The organism is Variovorax sp. KK3 (genome assembly GCF_001984055.1).
In the GTDB taxonomy this organism is placed as follows: domain Bacteria; phylum Pseudomonadota; class Gammaproteobacteria; order Burkholderiales; family Burkholderiaceae_C; genus Variovorax.
This window is the reverse complement of sequence record NZ_LYVO01000005.1, coordinates 117,203-129,015: the sequence shown is the minus strand read 5'-3', so window position 1 is coordinate 129,015 and position 11,813 is coordinate 117,203. Positions and strand designations below refer to the sequence as shown.

The window sequence follows — 11,813 nt, the reverse complement described above, 5'->3', positions numbered from 1 at the left end:
TTGTTTCATTGGTATTTCGGAGCGCCGCGACGCGCGCTCGCGCTGATCTGCGCCGCCTGCGTGGCAATGCTGGCCTTCGGGCTTTATCTGCAGCACGTGGTCGGCCTCGAGCCCTGCCCGATGTGCATCGTCCAGCGCTATGCGTTGGTCCTGGTGGCGGTCTTCACCGGCCTCGCTGCACTGGGCCGCAGCCGTGGGTGGCAGCTCACCGGCGCTACTTTGGCTTTGGTGATGGCGGTAGGCGGAGCCTATACGGCGGCACGCCAGAGCTGGCTGCAGTGGTATCCGCCCGAAATCGTGTCCTGCGGACGCGACTTGTACGGAATGATCGAGACCTTTCCGCTCAAGCGGGCGCTGCCGATGATCTTCCGCGGCGGCGGCGACTGCACGCAGATCGACTGGACCTTCCTGGGCCTGTCGATCGCCAACTGGTCATTCATCGCCTTCACGGTGTTCGGCGTGCTGCTGCTGGGCCTGCTGTTCTCCCGCCGCGGTGGCGAGCCGCTTCAGAGCGGCAGGGTGTCGAAGGCCGCGTAGGCCGTCTGCAGCCAGCTCTTGACGCGCTGGCGCTCCAGCAGCCCCAGCGCGTGCGGTCCTTCGCGATCGTGGATGGCTTTCCAGTAGCTGGTGTTGCGTGCGTCGATCTTGCGCATCGTGGCGTCGTGCAGGCGGGGCAGGGCAATCACCTTGGCGCCATGCGCCGTGGCCTTGCTCAGCGACTGCGAGCCCAGCAGCAACCCGAAGTCGTTGCCGCGGCCATAGTTCTGCACCACGATGTAGTTGGGCCGGTTGCCGAAGGTATCGACCAGCGTGCCGAGCAGGTCGCTGGAGTCCTTGCCGTCGTCCAGCACGTGCCACACGTTCACGGCCACACCGAGCCCGGCGAATACGTCGAAAAGATCCGAGTCCTTGATCCAGCGTGCCAGCGGCGCCAGCGTCTGGGCCGCCAGGTCGACGATCACACTTTGCTGCGGGTTGTTTTCGAAGCCGTTGACCACCGTGTCCAGCCCCTCGTAGCTGTCGACCACCACCGGCGAGGCGAAGCCCTCGTAGAAGCGGGTGAAGGAACTGTGCGACCGATCGGTGTCGAAGCCGACGAAGGGCTTGCTGTGATCGATGAAGTACTGCGCCAGGACCCGGGCCGTCACCGATTTGCCGACACCGCCTTTTTCGCCGCCGATGAAGTTGAGGGAGCTCATGAAGTTCCTGGGGGAAGTGGAAGGGAATGCGAAAGCATTCTAGGGTGCGGCGCTCGCATGGCGCCGCACCCCCCTCTTCAGGAGCCGGACTCCCAATTAAGTTAGGCGCGCCCGGCGGCGATCTCTTGCTCAAGATCGAATCGACCCGAGAACGTGACGTTGACGCCGTCGGGCATGGTCAGCTCCACCCGGCCCTGACACGCTTCCGCTGCATTAACGAAGATCTCGGTTTGGTAATGCACGCCGATCACGCCATCGGTGTGCATGGGGACGTGTTTTTCACCATATTTAGGGCGGTAGTAATTCTGCCAATCGATGGCGATCTTGAAATTGTCGCCGTCACGAGACACCTTCCATTTTGCGCCTCCCATGGCTTTGCATTGGACCGGCTGCTTTTCGCCATTTGCGCCGATGATCGTCGGCTTCATCGTCCGGGCAGTTCCACTGCTCACCATTTCAAGTTTGGACAGGGGCGATCCATTTCGTTCCGCAGGAAGCCTGGACATTGACGAGAGGGTCGCCTGAGTGAGAACGCTCGAAAGAACAAGCGTCGCGGCTTCGTTTCCTGTCAGCGCGTGCAGCGACGCGATGACGCTGCTCACGTTGTTGGGCTTGCCCGGCTGAGTGTGATGCACGTCGAACGAGCCATCAGAGGACTCGATTTCGTAATTCAGCCGTTCGAAATCTGCGAGCGCCTGGTGGACTACTTGTACGTTTTGCAACGACGCATCGGGAGCGGGAGGCTTTTCGCTCGTTCCTGCGGGCTGCTGCGCCCAGGCCTCTTGAGCGCTGATACGTGTCCCCGAGTCGACCATTTCTTGCCGCTTGGAGCGCAACTCCTCTGCATATGATTTTCCCGGAGCGGCAGCGTCGTCAGCGTTCGGATAATTATCAAACCGTTGCGTGCCGGAGAGATACCCTTTTCGATCCATTGCAATGCCTGCTGGCAAATAAGAGCGAACATTTTCCGCAGCTTTGAAGTTCTGCCTATCGAAGAGAGGATTGACCGCTCCTCGGCGCGGGGCGCGGGCGATAACCGGAGGCAGTGGAATCGTATTTTTTTCGACTTTTATTTCTTTGTCGGAATGGAAAAGCCCAAGCTCTTCCAAAGTGTTTTGGAGAATCGTCAGGTCGCTATCCGCGCCTGCTTTACCGGATGCGCCCACATTGGCATCCGATTTGACTGGCGCCTTACCATCGAAGTTGACGGCAATGGTTGAAGTCTCAGCGGTCGTTTGCTGCTTGCCTGGAACTTTCTGGTTCTGCAGCGCCCCATTTCTATTTTGATATTGCAGGCGTTTAGGGGAGGGTGGCTTTGGCCTGCCAGGTGAGACGCTTGCGAGTGAGGAAAAACCTACGGTCTTCGCTTCTGGCGCTTCTTGCAGGGGTGCCGCAAGTTGAAGACCGAATTCGAGTTGATCGGCAAACACTGGTTCTTGCCAGAGCTCACCTACATAGGAAGCAAATTCCAAGCGGTACTTGATCAAGCCCAGGCCTTCGGCGCTCTTGCACATGTTTTTCTGATGGCTGACGATGTTGAATAATGCGCTGTACGCATTTTCGCGCCGAGCCCTCAACGTCTGAGGAAACACCCGCTTGCACACACCTGTTCCGCGCCCGTTGCTGAAGTACAGGGTAATGGTGCCGTCTGCGTTTTTTCTGCCGTGGATTTCCTTGCTGCGCTTTTGCGGCGTTGCTACGAATTTGTGAAGTTCTTCGAGCGAGGTGGTATTTGTGACACGAAGGCTTGGGCGGGACGTGGGTGAGAGCATTCGTTTTATCCAAAGAAAAGGTAATGGGCTATACAGAGGTTCTAAATGGGCTGCAGGCAGATCACGCCAACATTGCAAGCGTGTTCATTTCGCCCTTCGCATAACCTTGCTGAGCACCGTCCGCAACAATGTCTTTCCATTGCAATGCGTGATCAGCAAATTTGAGAATTGCGGATGGAATATCGAATCCCTCCATATCAAGAGCGGGCGATTGGCCTAGAAGAAGATAATTACCGGCTGGCTCGCTCAGTGCCATCGCCATGCCCTCCGAAGCGTGCTTGAGAGACGTGAACATCATCAATGCCTCGCAAGTTTCCAACCTGCGCTCTTCCGGTGGCCGACCGAGATCAGCCTCGATATTCAGCGTTCCATGGTCTTCATCCAGTTCGAGAAGAAGTACGAGATCGCGCTCGAATTCAATGATCCATCGGGCTGCATCCGTTTCTTGCGAGATTGCTTCGACGCTTGGGTTCTGTTCCCCAAGCGAAACCAGAAGTTCGGCAAATTGTTCCGCGTGAAAGGACATGGGTCACCTGTTTGCGAATTGAAGACAGCAAAGAGATAGCGACTTCCCAGTCAACTAGGACACATTGTTGGCGTGTCGCTGGCCGGTTAAGTAACCCGAACGCAAACAAACGTTCCATCTCCGAGCGTTGCGATCTCGCCCGGCGTCGCGGCTGTCGACGTTGTTGACGGCACTCTCGAAAAACGACGATTTACGCAGGGATTGCTAAATGCAAAAAACTGTCGCCTTGCATAGGTTCGCGACATTCCGCGAATCGATTCGAAAACAAAAGCAGTAATGGCCGAAGCGGAAGCTCGAGCTACCTGTTCACCATCGCAAAGAACGGCCCGAAGTTCCCGAGCAGCCAGTTCTGGCTGAAGTCGAGCGCCGCCCGCCGGTACTTCTCATCCGCCTGCGCCGCCATCAGGTCGAGCCGCGCGACCACTTTCGATAGCTCTCTATCGACCAGCAGGTTCCGCCCCCGGTCGCTGATCTCAGTGGCCAGCAGCAGAGGTTGCCCATCCGGCCCGGTCTTGGAGTTGATCAGCCACAGCGATATCTCCACGTTCCGCGCCGCGCGATACGTGTTTTCGGCCCTCGGTTTGCTAAGGTTGTTGAGATTTTCCCTAGGGAAATCTCGTCGTTTTCCGGAAAACGAGGATGTTGATATTTTTGACTATTGTTGAGAGGTTGAGCAAGTTCTCGCCTGGTCAGCAACCTTTGGCCCTGGCTTGGTCAAAGTAGCTATTGGCCTGCCCTATTTGCTGCATCGCACCAAGGTCGCATCCAATTTCGGCAAGTCCCAGGTAGTCGGATAAGCGCTGCGGCGGCAGTGGCGTTGCCATGGGTGTACTGTAGGGATGCGCTCAACACTGGCCAAGAACGGCATTTCCAGAGATCCCCAGCCGCCCGCTCCCGCACAGCGCCCCGGTCCGTGCGTGCTTCCCCTTGGTGGATTTGGAGCTCGAGAGTCAAATGCCGGCAGAAAGGGCCCCATGCCAAAACTGACGCTCCGAACCTTCGCCAAAGGCTACATCGGGATCACCGCGGCCCTGGCCATAGTCGGCTTCCTCGTTGCAAGCGGTCGAGAAGCTGGCATCGCCGAGGCGTCAATCGAAACGGAACTGAAGGAGTCATCCTGGGTGACGTTTGTGGCTGTTTCGGACAGACGCCTTGCTGAGGCCTTTGCGGCTTCAAACGCTGGCACTTTGCATTGGTCGAACGGAGCTGGGAAGTTCCCGCTCCGCTGCGAACATCTGCGCGCAATGACGGAAATCGCGTCTGGCCTGTGTAAGGCCAACTGAGGCGTTCCATCGACTGCAGCCTCCATCGATTTCGCGCTCGGGCGCTGGTATGGGACGATGAATTCCGAGGATTGCACTGCGTGCACCCGGTACGAGAGAGCGTGCCCAGCGTTCGCAGCGACTGGGATCGGTCTTCCCAAGGTCCGTTCCCGTTCGACGGCTCATGCGGGAGGTCCAACTCGAACGCGTGGTCAAGACTGCGAGCGGTCCGTCGCTGCGGGAGGCTCGATGACTGGTTCCAATGGAAGCGGACACCCGCCGCGATACATATCGCCAACGTATTTCGACTACATCGAGATGTTCTACAACTCAAGCGGTGGCACTCGGCAGTTGCACACGTCTCTCCTCAGTGTTCGAACAGCGCCATTCTCAGCAGCCCGCGGGTGTCTAGGAAATCCGCGGCGATTCAGGCAGTGTCTACCCTGCCGCCTGAACGAACTCTCGGACCGTGCGGACGGCCCTGTTGCTGCCAACGACGGCCAGCAGCGACTTCGCGCGCGTGGTTCCGACATAGACCGTCTCCCAGGTGGCCTCGTCGACGACCTCGTCGCCAACCCAAAGGACAACGGCTTGGGCTTCGAGTCCTTTGAACCGCGAGAACGATTCGAGGAGGACTGCTCCGTTGACGCTGTGCGCTTCGGAGACCCAGCGAATGCCCTCAGCGGTCAGTCGCGGGCCCAATAGCTCATAGCAGTGAACTTTGGGCCGCTTGGCCACCAGAACTGCGACGTCGTGAGCGTTGAGGCCTTCAACCGCGACCCATTGCCGCACACGTCGGCTGATGGCATCTGCTTGAGCTTCAGGCTGGTCCGAGGGCGCCCATGTGACGTCGGGCCCCCGAATCTCCGACGAGTCGACCAACTCGCCCTTGTAGAACCGATACCCAGCCTCGTGGATTGGTGCGGTGTTCCTGCAGTTGGTGGTCAGGTGGAACGCCTCGTCCTGGATGGGGATTTCTCCGCTGCGCTTGTAGATGGTCTGGTTCTCGTCGACGAACACGAAGAGATGACCATCGGCCGGGTCGCGGAGCAGCGACTCAACGCCGAACCAGTACTCGTCGCTGAAGTCCTGCGCCTCGTCAACGACGATGGCATCGAACTTCTCGTCCAGAACCTCTGACGAAAGCGCGAGGGCGAACGGAAGCTGAAAGTCGTAGTAGTCCCTGTCGGTAACACCCGGGTGGGATTCTCTCGCGTCCTTGAGAACATCGTGCCCAGCAGCGGTGGCCTGGCGGACCCGCTGGTCACAGAACTGGTGGAAGCTGTGGACCGAAAGTCGCGGTGTGTCCCGCTGTACGAACGCGAGCGAGTCCGCAAGCGGTCGGTTGTAGCAAAGCAGCAAAACATGCAGACCGCCCTCTGCTAACTGCTTCGCCTTCGTGACCGCGAGCACGGTCTTGCCTGTACCTGCACCGCCTGAGACCACCGCGCGGCGGCGGCCGCCAATCGTTCGCAGCACCTTGGCTTGGTTTTCCGTCAGCCGGATGCGCTGGGCTTCCGCTTGGTCAATGACCGCACGAAGTACTGCTTGCACGTCGATATGACTGCAGAGGATGTTCTCGATGACGCGTGCCGCAGCGGCGCTCAGCGGCGTGTCTTCCGCGCGGTGCCAGAAGTGCATGACGCGTCCAACCCATCTGGCCAGGTCATTGAGGTCTGCATTGACGCCAATTATTTCCACGGGCCGGTCTTGGCCAGCGAGCGGGGCAGCGTCGCGGACGTCCGGGAAGAACACGGCGTGGCCCAGTGGAAAGTCGCCCCCTCCGAACTGCCGCCAGTTGGTGTGCCCGCAGATTTGGTCACGGATTGAGTGGCGTTCGGATTGGGCTTGCTTGAACGGGTCCTTCTTGAGGAGATTCAGCGTTCCGTCGCGGTCACGGGAATGCCAGAGACCAGTGCCGGGGTTGAAGGTGACACCGCCCCCCTTTACCTCTATGACGAGAACGCCGAAGGTCGGGGAGACGAGCGTGAAGTCGGCTTCCCCCTCGGTGATGCGACCGCGGTCATTGCGATACAGCCACGAGGCGCTGTAGATGACCAGCACGTCGGCCGGTAGCCGTTCGCGGCAGATTTCATAGAAGCGCGCCTCGGCGCGCGACTGCAGGTCTTCTAGCCGCTCGCCGTCGAGCAGCGGAATCATTCGGGCCACAACGGCTCCTCGGAAAGCGTCATCTTGGCGGGATTGAAAACGCAGTTCGTCTGCTTGCCACCCTGCATGATGACGTGGATATTGGAGAACTTGCCTTTGACACGGACGCTGATGATGCGGCCAGGGCCGACGCCGGTGATATCGACGTACAGCCCTTTTTCTGGAATCGAAGGCGCGCCTGAAATCTTCTCAGCCGCAGCCCTCCAGCCCACGTCGTAGCGGAACTGCTGTGCCCGGCCGAAGGGGTTCTTGACCAAACTGAGCTGGCGGCGCTTCTCGTCCTCTGCGAACTCGACGACGCAGAGCCAGTAGCGGTCACCCATCCGCTGGGCCGTTAGCAACTCGGTTGGCGTGAGCGCGACACCCTCTTGGGTCCAGGCGCCGCCTTGGCCTTTGACCTCGATGAACTCTTCCTCGCCGGCTGCCGTGAGCGCGCGCACGTCGTAGCCAGGATTGTTGTGAGGCATTTCGATAAGTGACGCCCAGCGCTTGGCCAGCGTGGCCATAGCATAGACGACTGCCGCTTTCCCGACGGCGTCTCGGACCCCGGCCTGGTCCTGCGCTCCTTCGGTTGGAGGGCGGCTCGGGTCGTACGGGCCTTCAACGTAGCTGAGGAGCCTGCCTGTTCGACCGCGTTGTTCCTTGCGACCTCGCAAGGAACGAGTGCTGCCCTGCCGACGCACGCCTCCGAGGAAGTGAGGCGAGGGCGGCGTTCCTTGCTCTCCAGGCGCTCTCGGTGACGTTGACGACCATGGTCGGCGGAAGCCACCTGGAGCGCCTGAAGGCCTGAGTTCAGGCGCGGAAGCGCCCGGGGAGGGTGGGGGAGTGGTGCACGCTGGAGAGGTTGGGACTGGATGTAGCGTGGGCGCTGCTCCAGGGTTTGTCCGCCATACCGGAGGGCCGACCGGGGCAGGTGGCGCCGGTTTGTCTGTAGGACCTTGACTCGGTACGGGGCCGTTGCTGGCGCCTGCCGAGGCGTTTGGAGGCGCGGGCGGACGTGGGGTCGACGGCATAGCCAGAGTTGTCGGTGCCGCTGCAGCGGCTGCGGCTGCGGGAGTCGGCGCCGCAGGCGGCGCGGACGGCTGGGGCGCACTTGATTGCGCGGGCGCCTCGTCGGGTGGCGGCGGCACTACAGGACCGTGCGCGTCGCTGGTCGCGGGTTCTTCGATGTCATCCTCGTCAGGCGCGTCCGCTTCGACGGTTGTGAGGGCCGGCTGCTCGGACTCGGCGACGGGCTCGCCATGGTCCTGCTCCTCAGGCAGTTCGCGCTGCATAACCTGAGCGGCGACGTCGGCCGGAAGCGGGCCGATGCTGCGAAGGCGGAGCACCTCTTCGATGTCCCCCTCGTCCTCCATCAGCAGGCGCACAAAAATGTCGCGAAGCTCGGCTGTGCCGATGAAGAACTTGCTGAGTTCAGCGGCGACCCGGTCCTTGAGGGAGGTCGCCTTCGAGCGATAACGGATGTCACCGCCTTGCAGTGCGCAGTCTGCATCCATGGTCGCTTCGAAGTCATTGAGGGAAACGCGCAGCTTGAGCTCGGGCACCTCAATGATTTCCATGCGCCAGAGCCAGGCAAAACGGTGCTCCTTGAGTGCGTCGTCAAAGTAGGCTTGCTGCTTCGAGTAGAGGATTCGTGCGATGTAGGGCACCAGTTGCTGAATCCGCTCTGTGAGCGCGCGATTGGTTGAACCTCCAACGCTGCCTTCAACTTCGACCTCGACCGACTCTGACAGAAGCGCAATGTCGGTGGCCCTGAGCAAGTGGCTGAGCCGCGGAATTTCGATGGTCGGCACGGCGAGGAAGGACAGCTCTTCCTCTTCCATGAAGAGCTTCGCGTACTCGGGCGCGTCATTCGCGAAGAGGCTGTCACCCGCCTCTGCCAAGGCGCCGTGGTGGTCGACGTACACCGCGTTCTCTTCGAAGATGTCCATCCACACAGGGCGATAGTCGTCCCTGTCGGCGTTCAGTCGCAGAACCTTCTCGGCCTGCTTGTAGATGGCCAGCGCCTCGTCCTCACGTTCCCCTTGCTCGGAAATGCGGGTGAGTTCCGTCAGCGCCTGGACCCTTTTCGCGAGCGGAAGCTCCCTGGGAACACCAAGCTTGTCGATGAAGAAGCCCTGGAAGTCTCTGAACGGCCCCGGAATCGGCGGGTAGAGCGCATCGAGGAACTTGCCGTTGCTGCGCCAAGAAACCTGGCTAGGGCTGAACCATCCTCTGACGGCGCCTTTCATCTGCACTAGGCCGTGGTCCTCGAAGGCATCTTTGATGAGCGCCTCGTCGGTGTCCCAGAGCTTCTCGAGCTCGCGGTAGATGATTTGCACTTGGCGCACCGTGCCGCCGTTTTCCTGTTTGAGCTGTTTCAGGCGCTTGATGAGCGCTGGGGCGTTCAGCCGGTCAGTGATGCGACACGCATCCCGCATTGGGGCATCAAGAAACGCATCGACGTAGGGCGGCGCCTCTCCAAGAATGGCTTTGAGCTCCTGGTTTTGGTAGTACGTCGATGACAACGGCGCAGTACCTTTGCGCCCAAGCAATGGAGCTTCAGTGGCTCGGAGCTCCTGTGCGAAGGTCGTGTCGTGTCGCTTGGTTCCCAGCTGATACGACAGCTTGGAAGAGTAGTTTTGCCAGTGCCTGCTCATGCGCTCGAGGGTTTGCTGCCTGGTCGCGGCGCTGTCTGCGCCAAGCAGTAGCCTCAGTTCCTTGCTGCAGTGCCAATCAACGTTTTTGAGTTCAACAGCTGGCGATTTGCGGACGCCAAGCCTGTCGAAAAACTCCCGCCAAGCCGTGACGTCGGCTTCGGCATCCTTCGGCTGCTTGTCCAGGTACTCGGCCGAGACGTAGGCAATGGGGCCCGGCTCGCCTGACAGCAGGGTCTCAATACAGAAGTCAGGCTTGTACTCCTTGCCGAGATACAGCGCTGCAGCTCGTCGAAACATCCAGTTCCTGGTCTCGTTGACGCCCTTTGTCCAGACCCATAGTCCCAACTGAACCTTTTGCAGGGCAAGAGCGCGCGACTGTCCCCGGGCCTCGGAAACTGTAAGGTAGGGCTCCAGGTGGTCCTTCACATAGCCGAGATGGCCAACCAAAGCCTTGAACGAAGACGCTTTCCAGGCGTCGTCCCCATGCCTGGGCAGGATGTGAGACACGACCATGTCGTATGGGTCGTCGGGTCGGACCTCAAGGTCTTCAAACAGCTCCTTTACGTCCGAAGACTGCTCAAGCGCCGCCGAGTAGAGCTCGCCGTCGACGATGACAAGCTCATGCTCGAACCCATACTTCTTGCCGCCACCAAGAGGGAAGAACACGCGGGCTGAGTCCGGCGCAACGTACTTACCGTCTGCAGTTGGGAGGCAAGGTGCTGCCAGAAGGCCGGCTTTCAGGAAGCTAGGAATGTTGCCGGCGATGTAGGCGTAGAGGTTTGCTCGCCACTCGAGAGGCTGCTTGACCAGCCATTCCTGATGAGTCTTGAAAACATCGAGAACGAGCCCGTACTCGGCGTCCGTGACGCCTAGCTCCTTGAGCAGCTTGGGGCCGCCCTGTACACGATCGTCGACGTAGTCGAAACCAAATAGCTCGAGGGCTAGTGGCGAGGGGAAAAGGGCTCTGAAGCCGGCACCGGCAATGCGCAACTCGGACGGCCGCCGCCATTCGCCAGAAGCGGAAGGCAGGCTGGCGACGGCAGATAGACCTTCAACAATCTGCTGACGCACTGTGCCAAAGAAAGCGTCCGAAACTTCCGCCGCGTCTGGCAGGAAGTTGAGGTAGCTGAGTCCTAGGGCCTCGTTCTTCTTGAACTGCTCGACCGCGGCAACAAAGGTTGTCGCGATGGAGTTGCGCAGCCCTTTGTTCCAGGCTCGGTCGTTCAAGACAGCTTCACGTCCCGAGTTCAAGATGAAGTCGGCGTGCAGAGGAAACTTGAAGCCCATCTGGTGGATGGGCAAGTAGGCAAACACATAGGAGGCCGGCTCCAGGCGCGCCTCACCGGAGGACTCGACAGGGAAGGCCAGGACCACGCTTGAGGTCCCAACATCTGGGCGCTTCTCGTCAGCAAAGGCGCCGGTCATGTCGAACGTCTTCATCACACGCACGTAGCGCTGATGTCCCTCGCTCACGGTTCCGTCCGTACCTGTGACGGCTGTCATCAGATGCGAAATACCTTTGTGGTCTGAGCGCTTGTATGAGCAGGTGCTCCCGTCCTGAGTGAGGGTCAGCTGCCTGAGCTTGTTGAGGAAGAGCAACACTCGCGCGTCCAAGTCGGCAAGTGTGGACGCGTCGAACTCGTAGTCAGGGGAGGCCGGCAGGATGATGGTGGTCGAGCCGGCGCGAGCTTCCAGCGGCACGTCGCACCATGTCGGGATGACGTAGCCAAGTAGGTTCTGCGGGTCGGAGCGGTCGAAGCAAAAGTGGTAGCCATTGGAATGAATCTCGGGCGCATCGGACACCGAGAAAACCGACTTGAAACCAATACCCTTCTCGCCGATGTGATGCTGTTTGTCCTTGGCCTTGGAACTCGCGCCGACCTTGCAAATGGCGCCTATGTTCTCCTTGGTGAACCCTAACTCATTGTTCGTGAGCACCAGCCGTTTTGTGCTGACATCAAGCGTCAGCTCCGGCACCACACCTTTTGCATAGGCGTTGTCGTCGGCGTTCTGGACGAGCTCGAGGACGAAGTGTGACTTCTTGGAATAGAGGTCTTCGGACAGGAGGCGTAGGGCATTGTTCAGCTGCGTCTGAAGATTTAGTGCGCCTTCGCGCAGGTGCTCGGGCACATCGTCGCCGACTAAGAATGTGCGTCGAACGCGTTCGATGAAGTCCTTCTGAGATTGCTTAGCCTGACTGGCCATATTTATTTCTCCCTTTCAAGACGCGGCGCTGTCGTGTTCTC

Annotated in this window: 8 protein-coding genes; 2 read left to right on the top strand and 6 right to left on the bottom strand. The window is 59.9% G+C overall.

The window, feature by feature from the left end; all coding sequences use genetic code 11:
- Positions 1-537, top strand: coding sequence for a disulfide bond formation protein B (locus tag B0W80_RS04225; RefSeq protein WP_076997854.1), 537 nt, complete (start codon positions 1-3; stop codon positions 535-537).
- Here B0W80_RS04225 and B0W80_RS04220 read toward each other — a convergent pair.
- The 4 genes from B0W80_RS04220 to B0W80_RS04205 form a co-directional block, all read right to left on the bottom strand.
- Positions 507-1,199 carry a mobilization protein gene (locus tag B0W80_RS04220; RefSeq protein WP_076997853.1) on the bottom strand — a complete coding sequence of 231 codons (693 nt, stop codon included), beginning with the start codon at positions 1,197-1,199 and terminating at the stop codon, positions 507-509. The two genes, B0W80_RS04225 and B0W80_RS04220, sit on opposite strands and share 31 nt — an antisense overlap.
- 101 nt (positions 1,200-1,300) lie before the next feature.
- On the bottom strand, positions 1,301-2,971 hold the full coding sequence (locus B0W80_RS34705; protein WP_143684478.1) for a hypothetical protein: 1,671 nt from the start codon (positions 2,969-2,971) through the stop codon (positions 1,301-1,303).
- Positions 2,972-3,032: 61 nt separating this feature from the next.
- Positions 3,033-3,497, bottom strand: a complete 465-nt coding sequence (locus B0W80_RS04210) for a type III secretion system chaperone (protein ID WP_076997851.1) — start codon at positions 3,495-3,497, stop codon at positions 3,033-3,035.
- A 298-nt stretch (positions 3,498-3,795) separates the two neighbouring features.
- Positions 3,796-4,041, bottom strand: coding sequence for a hypothetical protein (locus B0W80_RS04205; protein ID WP_256856480.1), 246 nt, complete (start codon positions 4,039-4,041; stop codon positions 3,796-3,798).
- Positions 4,042-4,471: 430 nt separating this feature from the next.
- On the opposite strand from B0W80_RS04205, the gene B0W80_RS04200 reads away from it, so the two are divergent.
- Complete coding sequence (locus B0W80_RS04200; RefSeq protein WP_076997850.1) at positions 4,472-4,780, top strand: hypothetical protein; 309 nt, start codon at positions 4,472-4,474, stop codon at positions 4,778-4,780.
- A 417-nt stretch (positions 4,781-5,197) separates the two neighbouring features.
- Here the strand turns inward: B0W80_RS04200 and B0W80_RS04195 are convergent, their stop codons facing one another.
- Positions 5,198-6,919, bottom strand: coding sequence for a nuclease-related domain-containing DEAD/DEAH box helicase (locus B0W80_RS04195; protein WP_076997849.1), 1,722 nt, complete (start codon positions 6,917-6,919; stop codon positions 5,198-5,200).
- Entirely contained in the window at positions 6,916-11,772 is a 4,857-nt protein-coding gene (locus B0W80_RS04190; RefSeq protein ID WP_076997848.1) for a DUF3883 domain-containing protein, read from the bottom strand. The genes B0W80_RS04195 and B0W80_RS04190 overlap by 4 nt, the downstream gene beginning before the upstream one ends.
- Positions 11,773-11,813: the final 41 nt, after the last annotated feature.

Bases quoted from the DNA above. Each gene is read 5' to 3' on its own strand.
- B0W80_RS04220 (WP_076997853.1), bottom strand. From the start codon at position 1,199: ATGAGCTCCCTCAACTTCATCGGCGGCGAAAAAGGCGGTGTCGGCAAA.
- B0W80_RS04210 (WP_076997851.1), bottom strand. From the start codon at position 3,497: ATGTCCTTTCACGCGGAACAATTTGCCGAACTTCTGGTTTCGCTTGGG.
- B0W80_RS04190 (WP_076997848.1), bottom strand. From the start codon at position 11,772: ATGGCCAGTCAGGCTAAGCAATCTCAGAAGGACTTCATCGAACGCGTT.
- B0W80_RS04200 (WP_076997850.1), top strand. From the start codon at position 4,472: ATGCCAAAACTGACGCTCCGAACCTTCGCCAAAGGCTACATCGGGATC.
- B0W80_RS04195 (WP_076997849.1), bottom strand. From the start codon at position 6,919: ATGATTCCGCTGCTCGACGGCGAGCGGCTAGAAGACCTGCAGTCGCGC.
- B0W80_RS34705 (WP_143684478.1), bottom strand. From the start codon at position 2,971: ATGCTCTCACCCACGTCCCGCCCAAGCCTTCGTGTCACAAATACCACC.